This is a genomic window from Pseudomonas neustonica (assembly GCF_003797945.1).
GTDB lineage: Bacteria > Pseudomonadota > Gammaproteobacteria > Pseudomonadales > Pseudomonadaceae > Halopseudomonas > Halopseudomonas neustonica.
In genome coordinates, this window is the sequence record NZ_RKKU01000031.1 from 1 (window position 1) to 15,630 (window position 15,630).

Genomic DNA, 15,630 nt, shown 5'->3' on the forward strand with positions numbered 1-15,630 from the left:
CAGTCGCGATGCCTTTTTCTTTCAGGCGAACGGCCTCTTCTACAGCGATTTCGCAGAAGGGGTTCATCGACATTTTGACGTTGGCGAGATCGACGCCGGAGTTATCCGCTTTGACGCGAACCTTGACATTGTAATCGACCACGCGCTTAACCGCTACAAGTACCTTCATGATTGCCTCATTTTTGGATGTATCCAAACCAAACCCACCAGAACGTGACTTTAATATGTGCTTCGTTCACGTTTAGACTAAAGTGAGCAAGTCATTCAAAAGCCCCTTATGATGACTCTCAGCCCAGAGACGGTCAACAGTTGCAAGTCGACCATAGCCGCAAAGGCGAGACAAATAGCCATCTTTGCATTGGAGCCGAAACAACTGGCTGATATACTTCGCGGCTGATCGATCATGGAAGATCATACGAAAATCGATACTTGTGACCGGCCTAAAAGTAGGAGATAAAAAGTGGAACGCGAATTCATGGAGTTTGACGTTGTCATCGTAGGTGCTGGCCCTTCCGGCTTGGCAGCTGCATGTCGAATCAAGAAGCAAGCAGCTGAATCCGGCCAGGAAGTCAGCGTTTGCGTGGTAGAAAAAGGCTCTGAAGTTGGCGCCCACATTCTCTCTGGTGCCGTATTCGAGCCCCGCGCATTGGAAGAGTTGTTTCCTGATTGGAAAGAACTCGGCGCGCCACTGAATACACCGGTTACGCGTGATGACATCTACATGCTCACCAGTGCCGAAAAAGGTACCAAGATACCTGACCTTTTTGTGCCCAAGACCATGCACAACGAAGGTAACTACATTATTTCTCTGGGTAACCTGTGCCGCTGGCTTGCCGAGCAGGCTGAAGCGCTTGAAGTTGAAGTTTATCCCGGCTTTGCAGCGCAAGAAGCCCTGATTGATGAAAATGGCGTGGTACGGGGCATCCTCACCGGCGACCTGGGTGTCGACCGCGAAGGCAACCCGAAAGAAGGCTTCTACACCCCCGGGATGGAGCTGCGTGCCAAGTACACCTTGTTCGCGGAAGGCTGCCGTGGCCACATTGGCAAGCAGCTGATCAAGCGCTTCAACCTGGATTCAGAAGCAGATGCCCAACATTACGGTATCGGCATCAAGGAAATCTGGGATATCGATCCTGCGAAGCATGAAGAAGGTCTGGTCGTGCACACCGCTGGCTGGCCGCTGGAAGTCTCCGGCACTGAGAACACCGGTGGTTCGTTCCTCTACCATATTGAGAACAACCAGGCTGTGGTTGGTCTGATCATCGATCTGTCCTACGCCAACCCGCATCTTTCGCCCTTCGATGAATTCCAGCGCTACAAGCATCACCCAGTAGTCAAACAGTACCTGGAAGGCGGCAAGCGTGTTTCTTATGGTGCACGTGCGATTTGTAAGGGTGGTCTGAACTCACTGCCGAAGATGGTCTTCCCCGGTGGGGCACTGATCGGCTGCGATCTGGGTACACTGAACTTCGCCAAGATCAAGGGCAGCCACACCGCCATGAAATCGGGCATGCTCGCCGCTGACGCCGTCGTTGAGGCGCTCAAAGCTGGACGCGAAGGTGGTGACGAACTGACCGGTTACGTCGATGGCTTCAAGGCCAGCTGGTTGTATGACGAGCTGTTTGCAGCACGTAACTTCGGCCCCGCCATTCACAAATTCGGACCTCTGTTCGGTGGCGCGTTCAACTACATCGATCAGAATTGGTTCGGCGGCAAGATTCCGCTGACGCTGCACGACAACAAGCCTGATTACGCGTGCATGAAGAAAGCGTCCGAAGCGCCCAAGATCGACTATCCCAAGCCCGATGGTGTGCTCAGCTTTGACAAGCTGTCTTCCGTGTTTATCTCCAACACCAACCACGAAGAAGATCAGCCGGTTCACCTGACGCTGAAAGACCCCAGCATCCCGCTGGAGAAGAACTTGCCGATGTACGATGAGCCGGCGCAGCGTTATTGCCCTGCTGGCGTGTATGAGATCGTGACTGAAGACAACGGCGACAAACGCTTCCAGATCAATGCGCAGAACTGCGTGCATTGCAAAACCTGCGACATCAAGGATCCTTCCCAGAATATCAACTGGGTGGCGCCTGAAGGTACTGGCGGCCCGAACTACCCGAACATGTAACGCGCAAGCGCGTTACAGCGGCACGTTTCACGCTGCAAGCGACAAGAAAAACCCGGCCTCTGTGCCGGGTTTTTTGAATGCGGCTGGCAGCTGGAAGCCTTTCCTCGGTGTGATAGTGAAGGTGTCCGGCTGGTCGCGACGCTTTATTTACTCAGAGACGACGCGCGCCAAGCTACAAGAACGAGCCATCCACCAAGAAAAGGACTTCCAGCTTCGAGCCTTAAGCTCAAAGCTACAAGCCCGCTCATCCCCTGCCCTTACAGCCAGCTCCAGGAAAACCCGGTATAAACACCAAAACTCTCGCCGGGTGTTAGGCGCGCGGCCTCAACGCCGTTGTCGTTGTACCCCGGCGTCACCGTGGCAGCATAGTGCTCGTCAGTCAGGTTGCGTAGCTCAAGCCACGCTTGCCAGTCCTGCTGGGGCGCATCGTAGCCCAGGGTCGCACCGAAGGTAGTGTAGGAATCGGCGGACCAGGAGTTGGCGTAATCTACCGGCACCTTGGAGGCATATTGAGTATTCAGCCCGACATAAACACCCGTTGGGTGCTGATAGCGTAGCTCGCCTTGATAATAGTGACGCGGCAGGCCCGGCAACGGGTTACTGCCAAAGGTGTCATCGTCACGATAGTGGAAGTCGCTGAACGTATATGCCTGTCGCAGAGCCAGCGCACCCAACTTATCACCCTGCCACAGGGTGCTGGTCAGGCCCGCCTCAACCCCCTGATGGACGGTGGCGCTGGCATTGGTTTCAGGCGAGAAGCCTGGCTCAACCTCAACGCTTAGCAGCTCATGATTAACCCGCGAGTAGTACCAGGCCAAGTCCCACAGGCCGATTATCGAGTCACCGCGGGCACCAACCTCAAAGGTTGTCGCGGTCTGGTTATCCAGACTGACCGGGGTACTTTGCCGCCGACTCCAAGGTTGGGTGTTTTCTACGAAGCGGATTGGCGAACCCCAGATCATCGACCAAGCATGCGGCGGCTCAACCGAGCGCGACAGGTTGCCGTAGAGCTCTGTACCGGACTCCAGCTGGTAACGCAGGCCAAGGCGTGGTGCGTAATCCCAAGTGCCTTCATTCAGCTTCTGGTCGGTATCTGGCCAGGTTACTTCGACTTCGCGCTCGGTATAGATCAATGCCAGACCACTGGTCAGCCAGAGATTAGGCGCCAGCTCCAGGTCGTTGCTGACATGCAGTACGTTATCCGAGCCCTGGTGGATATATCTGCGCATCAGTGTGCCAATAGGATAGGTGACCGAGGGCTGAGCCCTGTCAGGCGTCCACACTTCATACGCCGTTTCTTTCGCGTCGCTGCTGGGCAGGTTGGTGGTGGTGCGCCAGCCAACGGTGGTGTTCGAATTCAGCCCAAACAGCTGGTGCTCACGCGTGTAGTTGAGGGTGGCACTGATGTCGCTGTAGTCCACCCGAATACGATACGGGCTCTCCATCAGATCCATCGGGTAGTGGTGATAGACCAGCCCCACTTCCAGCGTACTGACGTCGTCCAGACGCAGCGTGGTCTTGTTCGCCAGCCAAGTGCTACCCGGCTGCTCGCGTTTTGCATCGCGGGCAATGTTGGCGGCATTGGCCTGGGTTGGGTCATCATCGATCTGCGACTGGGTCAGACGACCCGGCGTCTGGTGTTCGGTTTCACGGTAACGCAGGTAAAAGCGGGTCTCTAGATCAGGGGTTAGCTGCAGTCCGACATTGGCCACCACGCCCTTGCCGCTACCAGCCGAATGGTCCTGCTGCCCATCATAGTGCAGGTCGGTCAGACCAACGTAGTAATCCAGATTGCCAATCACTTGGCCTGAGGCGATATGGCGCTTAAGGTAGCCATCAGTACCCGCCTCCATGCGCAACTGAAGGCGCGGCGCATCGAATCCGCTGCGAGTGATGTAGTCCACCGCACCGCCCAGTGCCAGCGCACCGCGCTCAAAACCATTGGCGCCCCGTAGCACTTCGGCACGACTGAGCCACAGCGGCTCAAGCAATTCGTAAGGGGTGCCGCCAGAACCGGTCAGCGGTAGGCCATCGAGCATAATATGATTGCCGGAAGCATGCGCGCCGGGGCCGCGGTTGATGCCTGAGCCGCGGATGCTGATTTTTACACCCTCGTTGCCGGGCGACTGGGCGTAAACGCCCGGCTGATAGGCCAGCACATCAGCCACACCGGCCACCCTGCCCTGCGCTACCTGCTGCATGTCGACCACGTTGGTAGCACCCGGCACTTCATTCAGCTGCTCGCGCGCTAGATCAACCTCATCCAGCGTCATACCAGAGATAGTCATGGCATCGAGTTGCACTGCGTCCTGCTCCTGTGCCAGCACAGGAGAGGCGAATAGGCACGCCAGATATAATGGCGCCAAACGGGTCGGCGGGGTTAACAGATGAGACATGCGGCAACTCCAGCATCAGGTAAACAGCACATAGACCTTGGCCTGCGGTGATATAGGACTGGCGCATTTTACTGGATTACCCGGAGCCGACAACCAGCGCGTGGGCTAGCCGTCTGTTCATGGCCTTGTTGGGTATTCAGCCGGTTCAGGCCTGGAGTTTAAGATTGAACGGCAGATAAGACGCGCCCTGGCGCGGGCGAAAACGCCAGCAGACCTTCACCTGCTTGCCCGCTAGCGCCGCTAACTCACGTCCCAGCGCTATCTGCTGGGCAGCGCGGTGCCCGCACCGGCCAGCTGACAGAATGCCCGCAGTCCGATACCGCCCTATGCCGTCAAAGTAGCGAGGCTTCTTCACGCAGCGGTATTACATCTACCGCCACACTAAGCACATGATCTCCGCCACCGGTCATAACTCCTTTCAGCGGCGTGACATCAGCAAAATCTCGGCCCCAGCCCAACACGATATAGCGTTCATCAGGTACGCAGCCGTTGGTAGGATCAATCTCCAACCAGCCCCATCCCGGAATAAACACCGCAGCCCAGGCGTGGGTCGCGTCAGCGCCCAGGAGCTTAACTTCCCCAGGCGGCGGCGAGGTTTCCATATAGCCACTGATATAGCGTGCCGCTAACCCCAACGAGCGGAGGCAGCCAATAATCAGATGAGCAAAGTCCTGACAGACGCCACGCTTGCTACTGAGCACATCAGCCAGCGGTGTGGCTACGGTAGTAAACTCGGGGTCGTAGATAAACTCGTTAAATATCTTGCTGTTGAGCTGCAGCACGGCATCAACCAGATTGCGCCCCGGCGTAAAACAATCGAGTGCATAGTCTGCCAACCAGCCTTGCTGGTGAATAAACGGCGAGCTCAGCACATACAGACGCGCTTCGAGACAGTCCCGGTTAGTCATGCGTGGGTCCTGTTGCAACTCCCCCACAGCCGACTCCCAGGCAATACTGCTGAAAAAATCAGACGCCAGCCGAGGGCGTGTCACGATATCGCTGCTGACGGTGACATCCAGACTGTCATGCAGCGATTCGATAGAGAAGTAAACAACTCGGTTACCAAAGAAATCCGTGCGTTCGCGCAGTCGGTCGGGGGTAGGTGAAATCACCAGGCGCGTGTTATTGCAATCCTGCCAAGGCAAACTGCGCGGCAAAATACGCGCCTCGTTGTGACTTAGGGTGACCGAGCCGCTGTATTCGTAATGGGTGGTGTGGCGTAGCTGGTATTTCATTACTGCCTCGGTCAGTTTTGCCCGCTGTAATGCATACTTACCAGCTGACGTGGGGCTTCAACGTGGCTGAAATGGCTGTGCGAAATAGCATTGGACAGCTCCGACATCGGCTCGATCAGTTGATCCAGCAATTGAGCAAGCGCTTCCCGTGCAGTCTCGGAACCTTCGATATCAGCCAGCACGGCAATATCAACCAAATGCAGTGTACTGGTAGCCTGAATAACCAGGCGCTGCTCGGTATTGCGATAAGGCGAGCTGCCCGGCGAAGGTAACTTGGCAATCTGCTGGCCCAGTCGTTTTAGCATGTACCCAATCGAACGCGGATTGGTTTCATCAAAGAGTAACAGATCGAGAATCGCCAGCGGGTGTAATTGCGAGCGATAGCGACGACGGTAAACCGTCAGGTTGTCGGTAGTTGCCAGCACTACCTCCCACAAGGGTATACCTGGCTCCTCTGCGGTCAGCAGCGCCAGTTTGAGCAATTCCAGCGAACCAAGCGTGCGCTCAATGAAGCGCCCGATATCCAGAAAACGCCAGCCGTAATGGTGCGGCATGGTCTCATTGCACAAACCGAAGAAGGCGGCCAGGTCCAGCACCATGGCTTCCAGGTGTCTTTGGCCAACCACCACACCGCGCGTGCGCGAAATACTGTTGAACTGTTGCCTGAGGCTGTTAATCGCGCGCCAGGTATCGTCTCCGAGATGGTCGCGAACGGCTCTGCTGTTGCGTACAAAATGACCAAAAAGCGCCGGCAGGCCATCCGGCAAATCATCCGCAAACATCTGCAAAAGGCGGTCGCGAGTCACCAGGTATTCGCGGGAGACACGCCCAGGAACGCCCGCCACATCTGCCACTTTCAGGTCTTCCGGATCTAGAGGGATTTCGAGCGCTCTGAGCAAATCCGGTAATAAAGTCGAGCCGCTTTCCTGTCTATCATCTTGCAGCAACCGCGCTAGCGACTCGCGCAATAGGCGCCCCCTGCTGTCCAAACGCTCACCGTAGCGCCCAAGCCAGAATAGACTTTCTGCCACTCGACAAGGCAGATCCTTACCGTCACGAGTGACCACTATGGGCCCCAGCGCCTGACGCAGTAAACTGATGTGTGGTTGCGGAACGGGTGCCAATACCCAGACGTCTTTAACCAGGCGACTTTTCATCAGGGGCGCACCGGCCTCCCCAAGCCAGGCAAGGCCTCCTGGCATAACACGATAGTTACGCTCGACCACAGGCTTCAGCAAATCATCCGGCTCAACCAGGCTAAAAAACCGCAATGTCGTTGTTTGTCGCTCCAGCTTGCGTGTTTGAGTGTTGAAGCCGGGCGTAACCGAACCCGCTATCTGCCGCTGAGCGGTAAATAAATAGGGATGATGTTGCAGGCTCGCACGCAAATCACGCAAGGAATCGAGACCCATTTGATCTGCGCGGTAAACCTTACCGGGACGACTGACGTCACGCAGTATCCAGGCATCCAGTTCACTCTCCACCCTGGCGAGCGCATCAGCCGAGCCGCACCAGAGCGTTTCACGGCACGGCAGCAGCAGCTCTTCACCGAGCAGCGCGCGACACAAATCAGGCAGAAAAGCGGCAAGCCCTGGGTGCTCAAGGATGCCAGCACCCAGCGCATTAGCGATATGCACATTGCCGCAGCGAGCCGCCTGCATCAAACCGGGCACCCCGAGAAGCGAATCAGGGCGCAGCTCAAGCGGGTCACACCATGGATCGTTGATTTGCCGCAAGATGACATCCACTTGCGTAAGTCCGCCCAGAGTGCGCATTGAGACCTGGCCATCACGCACGACGAGATCATCCCCCTCGACCAGGGAAAAGTTCATGTAGTTGGCTAACCAGGCGTGTTCAAAATAACCCGGGCTGCCAGGGCCGGGTGATAGCAGCACAATATTGGGTTGCTCACGCTGTGTCTTGGCCAAGCTGGCAAGACAGCGATGCTGTGCCTGCAAGAATCCCGCGAGCCGCTTAATTGGTGCATCACGGTAGATGCTAGGCAGCGCACGCGCCAGGGTAATACGGTTTTCCAATGCATAGCCAACACCCGCCGGCGATTGCGTCCAGTCGCCTACCACTTGCCAACCGCCCTGCTCATCGCGAATCACATCTGTGCCATGAAAAATCAGCAACGGCCGATCAACCTGCGGCGGATCGTCTGCGGCGGAAAACAGAAAACCGGGATGGGTAAATATTAGCTCGGCCGGCAGCAACCCCTCTTGGATGACCCGACGAGCTCCATAGAGGTCATCGAGCAAATGCTCCAATAAGCGGCTACGCTGCTTTAGCCCCGCTTCCAGCAGTTCCCATTCTTCGGTGCTGATAACCCAAGGCACACAATCCAGCTGCCAAGAGCGGAGTTGGCCCGGATCATCTTCGTAAGGATTAAAGGTAACGCCGTTTTCGTGCAGCAGGTTTTGTGCTTCTTCGCTGCGAGCAACCAGGGTATCCGCCCCCAAGGCGGCGATATCGTCCAACAAGCCCTGCCAGTGCGCACGGGGCTGCCGGTCGGCATCAAGAAGCTCGTCATGGCCGGCATGGCCCGGGTAATCACCCAGCAAGGCTTGAAGCGGGGTTACTGCATTAGCTGCCTGTTGCATGCAAAGCTTCCTGAAGGCCGCTGACAACAGCGGCCCAGCACTAAGGGAAAGAAGCTCCCATTATAAACCAGGGTCGGCGACTCCGGCACGACGCAAATCCAGGGTATGCGGATATTCTTGTCCTGGAGCCTGCCGAATATTGGCCATCGAGCCCTGCGTATGTCCATAGTGCCAGAAACGCGTCATGCGCCGTGCCTCTGCCTCGTTCGCATTAACCGGGAAGGTTTCATAGCCGCGGCCGCCCGGATGAACAACGTGATAGGTGCAGCCACCCACAGAGCGCTGATTCCAATTATCTACCAGGTCAAACACCAGCGGTGCGTGGATAGTAATCATCGGGTGTAAGGCTGAAGGCGGTTGCCACGCGCGGAAGCGCACCGCGGCAACTGCTTCGCCGCTGACGCCGGTTGGCTGTAAGGGCACCTTGAAGCCATTACAGGTAAGGGTATAACGGGCGGCATTGAAGTCACGTACCTTAACTTCCATCCGCTCGACCGATGAATCTACGTAACGCGCAGTCCCGCCGCCGCTTACTTCTTCGCCTAGCACGTGCCATGGCTCAATCGCCTGGCGCAACTCAATACGGGTGTCGCCATACTGTACTTCACCGGCATGCGGAAAACGGAACTCCAAGAAAGGCGCGAACCACTCGTTCTTGAATGCAAAACCGTGAGCGCGTAGATCCTCCAGCACATCACAGAGATCACCCCAGATGTAGTGCGGCATCATCCACTTGTCATGCAGAGCAGTACCCCAACGCGCCAATGGCTGTCGATAGGGCTCAGCGAAGAAGCGAGCGACCAACGCCCGGATCAACAACTGCTGCATCAAGCTCATGCGCGCATGCGGCGGCATTTCAAAGCCGCGCAACTCCAGCAAACCCAGCCGGCCTGTCGCGCTATCCGGCGAATACATTTTATCCACACAGAACTCGGCGCGATGGGTGTTGCCGGTGATATCGGTGAGCAGGTTGCGTACCAGCCGATCGACCAGCCAGGGCTGCGGCACTTCGCCTTTAGGCATTTGCGAAAACGCGATTTCCAGCTCATACAAGGCCTCATATCGCGCCTCGTCAATGCGCGGCGCCTGACTGGTAGGGCCAAGAAACATGCCGGAAAACAGATAAGACAGACTCGGATGGTGCTGCCAGAACGTCAGCATACTGGCCAGCAGATCCGGACGTCGCAGGAAAGGCGAGTCAGCCGGGGTGCGCCCACCCAGGGTTACGTGGTTACCACCGCCCGTGCCGGTATGGCGACCATCAAGCATGAATTTCTCGGTACCCAAGCGAGTCAGGCGCGCTTCTTCGTAGAGGGTTTCGGTGTTCTTGACCAGGTCTTTCCAGTTTTCAGCTGGCATCACGTTAACTTCAATCACCCCCGGGTCGGGTGTGATCATGAACTTCTCAATACGGGTATCCGAGGGTGGCGCGTAACCTTCTATGCAAATAGGCATTTTCAGCTCGGCCGCGGTCTGTTCCAGCGTGGCGAGCAGCGAGAGGTAGCCTTCCAGTTGCGTCAGCGGCGGCATGAATACAAAGAGCTTGCCATCGCGTGGCTCGATACACAGGGCAGTGCCAATAATCCCTTCTTCCTGCAGTGTCGGGATTTGTTCTTGCCATTCCTGCCCGGCAGCGACGTGATGACTCCCTTTTCCGCTTGCGCCCACGTTCTGTTGCTGTGTCGCACTGTACAAGCGCGCGACCTCGCCATGGATATCGGTCAACTCCTTGACTGGCTCGAACAGAGAAGTAGGCTGCGGCTCCTCTCGCCTCCTTTCAGGTAGCGCCGAGAGAGGCAGACGCAGCCCCATTGGCGAGTCGCCGGGAACCAGATACAGATGCTCACGGCGCAGCGGCCAGTCCCCCGTTTGCCACACATTTTTAGCCTTGCCCGCAGCCAGCGGCAGAGCAAACCCGGTTATTTCATCCAGTCCGCGCTCAAGCAGGCGAGCCAGGCGGCGACGGGTTTCCTCGTCTTTCAGGTCCGCCCCGATCAGGTCGACATCTGACGGCAGTGTTTGCTCAATCCAAAGGTAGTAATACGCGTCTTCGTAACAGGGAATCAAATACTGTGCGGACAACCCCAGACGCTTGACCAGTGTCTCGGCGAACAGCTGCGCCTGCGCATTCGAATGGCCATAATCTTTTTCTATATCAGCAAGCCACTGGTCATCCTGCCACATGGGTTTACCATCGCGGCGCCAATAACAGGCTAAAGCCCACCGGGGCAGCGGCTCACCGGGATACCACTTGCCCTGCTGATAATGGATCAACGAGTGTGGTGCATAGTGTGGTTGCAAGCGCCTTAATAGGGCCTCGGAAAGCCCTCTTTTGGTGGGCCCTTGCGCTGCAATGGTCCATTCTGGTGCATCCATATCGTCGATTGAGACAAAAGTAGGCTCGCCGCCGATGGTCAAACGCACGTCTTGCTCATCCAGGCTGGCGTCTACAAGGGCACCCAGAGCGTTAATTTCCTGCCACTGGTCTTCGCTATAGGGCAGCGTCACGCGTGGATCTTCATGCACCCTGGTGACGCTCATCTGGAAATCGAAGGTCACTTCGCATTTATCGGTTGCCCCGGTAATGGGCGCTGCACTGCTGGGCTCAGGCGTGGCTGCCAGCGGCAGGTGGCCTTCACCGGCAAAGAGTCCAGAGGTGGGATCAAGACCAACCCAGCCCGCGCCGGGTAAAAACACCTCAGTCCAGGCATGCAGATCGGTGAAGTCGACGTCCGTGCCAGAGGGACCATCCAGCGCCTTCACATCCGCTGTAAGCTGAATCAAATAACCGGAAGCGAAACGCGCGGCAAGCCCCAGATTCCGCAGTATCTGCACCAGTAACCAAGCCGAGTCACGGCAGGAGCCACGCTTGAGTTTTAGCGTTTCTTCCACGCCCTGCACCCCTGGCTCCATTCGAATCAGGTAATCAATATCCTGCGATAGACGCTGATTGATTTCGACCAGAAAATCGCTGACCGTCATCTCCTTGGTGCTGACACCGGCCAGCCATTTTTTCAATAACGGCCCCGGCTGTTCGGCATCCAGGAAGGGCTCCAGCTCTTTTTTCAGGTCTTTGTCATACTGAAATGGAAAGGTTTCTGCATACTCTTCGACAAAGAAGTCAAAGGGGTTGATAACCGTCATTGGCGCAATCAGCTCAACATCGATATGCAGCTTTTCCATCTTTTCTGGAAACACCAGACGCGCAATATGGTTACCGAAAGGATCCTGTTGCCAATTGATATAGTACTCACCTCCGCTAACCTTGAGGCTATAAGCATCAATCGGTGTGCGACAGTGCGGAGCGGGCTTGAGTCGGATCTGATGAGGAGCAACATTGATCGGTCGATCAAAGTCGTAATGCGTGGAGTGCCTGAGAGCTACGCGGATAGTCATGCTTCATGATCCCGGTTGAGTATTCGGCAAGTGCGTTACCAAAGCAAAGCAATGGCTATGCCAACAGCTTAGGCGATGTCTTGTGTAACGCACAGCATCTGTTATCAGGTTAATGTGACACTATCCTGAAGCGCGGCTTAAAGTAGTGCGAAGCGCGCCTAGCGAAAATTTCAACTAACGTTATCTGGTATGGCAATTGCAGCGTATCGACCATCCCTCCTCTAGCGGACAGAGTAGCTGAATGAGCAAAGTAAACTGGGACCAGTATCTATCCAAAGGCTTCTACGACGAACTCATCAAGGCGCCCGGACAGCCTAGACCGGAAGCTGACTTGCTGTGCCAGTACCTGGCCAATCTTGACGCGCACGAACTGGCCGAACACAAGACGGCGGCTGAGGTTGCTATCCAGTTGATGGGCATCACTTTTACGGTCTATACCGAAGGCAATATGATCGACCGTGCCTGGCCCTTCGATATAGTACCGCGCATCATACCGCTGGCCGAATGGCAGAAGACCGACGCTGGCCTGAAGCAACGCGTCCAAGCGCTGAACATGTTTATTGACGACCTGTATCACGATCAGAAAATCATCAAGGATGGCATTTTTCCCGCCGAGGTTCTCGCCCAGTCAGTTAACTTCAGGCCCCAATGCGTAGGCATCTCGACCCCGCATAACGTATGGGCGCATATCTGTGGTTCAGATCTGGTGCGCGATAATGACGGTACACTTTACGTACTGGAAGACAACCTGCGCGTCCCGTCTGGCGTTTCCTACATGCTGGAGAACCGCAACGTAACCAAGCGCGTGTTACCAGACCTGTTTGCCGGTGGGCGTATTCAGCCGGTAGATGATTACACCTCACAACTTTACGACATGCTCGCTTCGCTATCTCCGCGACCTGGCGACGATCCCAACATCGTTATTCTCACGCCCGGCATTTACAACTCGGCCTACTACGAACACTCCTATCTCGCAGCACAAATGGGCGTGCAGCTGGTGGAGGGACCTGACTTGATGGTGGGCGATGACGATTGCGTCTACATGCGCAAGATCGATGGACTCCAGCGCATCGATGTAATCTATCGACGGGTTGACGACATGTTCATCGATCCAGAAGTATTCAATCCTGATTCGATGCTCGGGGTGCGCGGCTTGATGCGTGCCTGGCGCAAGGGCAATGTTGCTCTGGCCAATGCGCCCGGCGCCGGGGTCGCCGACGACAAGGTCGTGTACGCCTTTGTACCCAAGATTATCGAGTATTATCTCGACCAGAAACCCTTACTTCCCAACGTGCCCAGTTACCTCTGCATGTTTGAGGAGGATCGCAAGTATGTATTGGCCAATCTCGACAAGCTGGTGGTCAAGCCGGCGAACGAATCCGGTGGCTACGGCATGTTGATAGGCCCGCACGCCAGCAACAAGGAGCGCGCGAAGTTTGCCGAATTGATCAAGGCGGATCCGCGCAACTATATGGCCCAGCCTACCCTGAGTCTGTCTACCTCACCGACGCTCTGTGGCAAGGTAATGGAGCCACGCCACGTTGACCTGCGGCCGTTTATTTTATCGGGTGAAAGCAACTGGGTTACCACTGGCGGGCTTACCCGCGTGGCATTAACCAAAGGCTCACTTGTCGTCAACTCTTCGCAGGGCGGCGGCAGTAAAGACACCTGGATCGTCGACCTGGCGGGGAATTGAATCATGCTTTCACGTGTAGCCGAAAATGTGTACTGGCTGGCGCGCTATCTGGAGCGCGCAGAAGACACCGCGCGCCTGCTCAGCGTTAACAGCCACCTGTTGCTTGACCTGCCACGCCCTACTCAGCTTGGCTGGTCTGAAATCATCGCCATCACGGGCAATGATGAACTGTTTGACGAACATTACCCCACAAGAGACGAGGCCAGCGTGCTGTCGTTCATGTGTGGGGATCGCCGCTACCCCGGCTCCATTCTTAGTTCACTGAGTGCTGCGCGCGAGAACCTGCGTACCACACGTGATGTTATTCCAAGAGAGATTTGGGAAGAGGTCAACCAGCTGTACCTGAATGTTAAGGAGCAAGTTGGTTCGGGCATTACACCCCGGCGCCGTGATGCTTTTCTTGGTCGGGTTATCCGTAGCTGTCAAACCGTCAACGGCCTGATCGAAAGCACCCTGAGCTATACGCAAGTGCGGTCGTTTCTGATGCTCGGTCGGCAACTTGAACGCGCCGACATGACCACCCGCATTCTCGATGTGCGTTCTGCCAACCTGCTGCCTCGCACTGCCGAAGACCTCACTCCCTTTGAGACGCTGCAGTGGATGAGCGTGCTCAAATCATTGAGCGGCTATCAGATGTATCGTCAGCACGTTCGGTTACGTATCCGGGGCCCGGATGTGCTCCAGTTTTTGCTTCAGGACCGGCTCTTTCCGCGCAGTGTCGCCTGCGCCCTGGAACGCCTGGCAAACACCCTTTTGACACTACCCCGACACGCTGCCGCACTGGATGAAGTAGAAACCTGTCGCCAGGACCTGGCCAAGGCAGAGATCGCCGTATTGGCGGCAGAACCCGACCGCCTCCATGCCTTCGTCGATGACATCCAGGTCGACTTTGATGATCTGCACGAAGCCATCCGGCAGACCTATTTTGCGCAGTTGGAAGAAAACGCGCAGACTCAGGCCCAATCGCAATAGTTAGGTGGCGCGCAGCGGCGCGCTCAGGCAGGGGTAGATGAGTTACTTTGATCAGTTGGTCCGAGCGACCCAGGGCCAACAGTTATTCGACTACCAGCCAACCGGCCAGGTACAGCGCTGCCAATGTGGGCAAGCGGTCTTTTTCAACAACAGCCGATGCCTGCGCTGTGGCGCTGAGCTGGGCTATCAACCGTTGCAGGGTCGCCTGTTCAGCCTGGAACCAACGCCTGATGCAGATGACCTCTGGTATCTGCAAAAAGACATAGAGCAACCGAAACGCCGCTATCGACGCTGCGGGAACCTGACTGCGCCTGCGGCGTGCAACTGGCTGGTAAACCATGACAGTCCGTCGCATTTTTGCCTCGCCTGCGTATTAAACGAAACCATCCCCGATCTCAGTCTTAACGAGAATGCGGAGCTCTGGCACGAGACTGAAGTAGCCAAGCGACGCCTCGTCGCCCAGCTGCTCATGCTGGGTTTACCCGTCATACCGCGCAGTGCCGATCCGCAGCAAGGGCTCGGTTTCAATTTTCTGCGTCAACAGCCGGGCGCAGAGCCTGTGATGACCGGACACATGGATGGCATCATCACCCTGGATATCGATGAGGCCGACCCTGCACATCGTGAGCGCGTACGCCAAAACATGCACGAACCCTACCGCACATTGTTAGGGCATTTCCGGCATGAAAGCGGACACTACTATTGGGACCGTCTGGTCCGAGACACGCATTGGCTGGAGCCCTGCCGTGTCCTCTTCGGTGATGACCGGCAGGACTATCAAAAGGCCCTGGAACGACACTACCGCGACGGCCCGCCTGCCGACTGGAAAGACCATTTCATCAGCAGCTATGCCGCCACTCATCCCTGGGAAGACTGGGCCGAAACCTGGGCACATTACCTGCATATGACCGACACCCTGAACGCTGCACTGGATTTCGGCTTGCAAATCGACACCCTGGCGCTGCAGACCGACCCATTTGATAGCAGCCAATTAAGTGCACATAAACATAGCGAAGATGACCGGCAGCGATTCCTCGCCTTCATCAACCGCTGGGTACAGCTGAGCAGCGTGCTCAACGTTCTCGCGCGCAGTATGGGTCAGGCTGATATTTACCCCTTCGTGCTGACCATCGACAGCATGCGCAAGTTGTACCTGGTGCACTCTGTGGTTGCCAGCGCAGGACAGGCGGCGAACTGAGATGCCACC

At 56.4% G+C, this 15,630-nt stretch carries 8 protein-coding genes and 1 pseudogene; 4 read left to right on the forward strand and 5 right to left on the reverse strand.

What is annotated here, in order from left to right; translation table 11 throughout:
• A pseudogene (locus tag EF096_RS17540) lies at positions 1–169 on the reverse strand (electron transfer flavoprotein subunit beta/FixA family protein); the annotation flags it as partial.
• Positions 170–460: 291 nt separating this feature from the next.
• Here EF096_RS17540 and EF096_RS17545 point away from each other — a divergent pair.
• A complete protein-coding gene (locus EF096_RS17545) occupies positions 461–2,125 on the forward strand; it encodes an electron transfer flavoprotein-ubiquinone oxidoreductase (protein WP_123891086.1) in 1,665 nt (554 codons plus the stop codon).
• A gap of 257 nt (positions 2,126–2,382) precedes the next feature.
• Here EF096_RS17545 and EF096_RS17550 read toward each other — a convergent pair whose 3' ends face one another.
• The 4 genes from EF096_RS17550 to EF096_RS17565 form a co-directional block, all read right to left on the reverse strand.
• Positions 2,383–4,521 (reverse strand): TonB-dependent receptor family protein, encoded by a 2,139-nt coding sequence (locus EF096_RS17550; RefSeq protein ID WP_123891087.1) that lies wholly within the window; start codon positions 4,519–4,521, stop codon positions 2,383–2,385.
• Between the two features lie 332 nt (positions 4,522–4,853).
• Positions 4,854–5,756: a transglutaminase family protein gene (locus tag EF096_RS17555; protein ID WP_123891088.1), complete on the reverse strand. Its 903-nt coding sequence runs from the start codon at positions 5,754–5,756 to the stop codon at positions 4,854–4,856.
• Positions 5,757–5,767: 11 nt separating this feature from the next.
• Positions 5,768–8,359: a circularly permuted type 2 ATP-grasp protein gene (locus tag EF096_RS17560; protein ID WP_123891089.1), complete on the reverse strand. Its 2,592-nt coding sequence runs from the start codon at positions 8,357–8,359 to the stop codon at positions 5,768–5,770.
• A gap of 60 nt (positions 8,360–8,419) precedes the next feature.
• Positions 8,420–11,755, reverse strand: coding sequence for a transglutaminase family protein (locus EF096_RS17565; RefSeq protein WP_123891090.1), 3,336 nt, complete (start codon positions 11,753–11,755; stop codon positions 8,420–8,422).
• A gap of 241 nt (positions 11,756–11,996) precedes the next feature.
• Here EF096_RS17565 and EF096_RS17570 point away from each other — a divergent pair, with 241 nt between their 5' ends.
• Genes EF096_RS17570 through EF096_RS17580 form a run of 3 tightly spaced genes read left to right on the forward strand, consistent with a single transcriptional unit; the run spans position 11,997 to position 15,621 of the window.
• Positions 11,997–13,451, forward strand: a complete 1,455-nt coding sequence (locus tag EF096_RS17570; RefSeq protein WP_123891091.1) for a circularly permuted type 2 ATP-grasp protein — start codon at positions 11,997–11,999, stop codon at positions 13,449–13,451.
• A 3-nt stretch (positions 13,452–13,454) separates the two neighbouring features.
• Positions 13,455–14,423: an alpha-E domain-containing protein gene (locus EF096_RS17575; protein ID WP_123891092.1), complete on the forward strand. Its 969-nt coding sequence runs from the start codon at positions 13,455–13,457 to the stop codon at positions 14,421–14,423.
• 37 nt (positions 14,424–14,460) lie between these two features.
• Positions 14,461–15,621: a zinc-binding metallopeptidase family protein gene (locus tag EF096_RS17580; protein WP_123891093.1), complete on the forward strand. Its 1,161-nt coding sequence runs from the start codon at positions 14,461–14,463 to the stop codon at positions 15,619–15,621.
• Positions 15,622–15,630: the final 9 nt, after the last annotated feature.

Coding starts and splice junctions, on each gene's coding strand:
- EF096_RS17550 (WP_123891087.1), bottom strand. CDS start 4,521: ATGTCTCATCTGTTAACCCCGCCGACCCGTTTGGCGCCATTATATCTG.
- EF096_RS17555 (WP_123891088.1), bottom strand. CDS start 5,756: ATGAAATACCAGCTACGCCACACCACCCATTACGAATACAGCGGCTCG.
- EF096_RS17560 (WP_123891089.1), bottom strand. CDS start 8,359: ATGCAACAGGCAGCTAATGCAGTAACCCCGCTTCAAGCCTTGCTGGGT.
- EF096_RS17565 (WP_123891090.1), bottom strand. CDS start 11,755: ATGACTATCCGCGTAGCTCTCAGGCACTCCACGCATTACGACTTTGAT.
- EF096_RS17570 (WP_123891091.1), top strand. CDS start 11,997: ATGAGCAAAGTAAACTGGGACCAGTATCTATCCAAAGGCTTCTACGAC.
- EF096_RS17575 (WP_123891092.1), top strand. CDS start 13,455: ATGCTTTCACGTGTAGCCGAAAATGTGTACTGGCTGGCGCGCTATCTG.
- EF096_RS17580 (WP_123891093.1), top strand. CDS start 14,461: ATGAGTTACTTTGATCAGTTGGTCCGAGCGACCCAGGGCCAACAGTTA.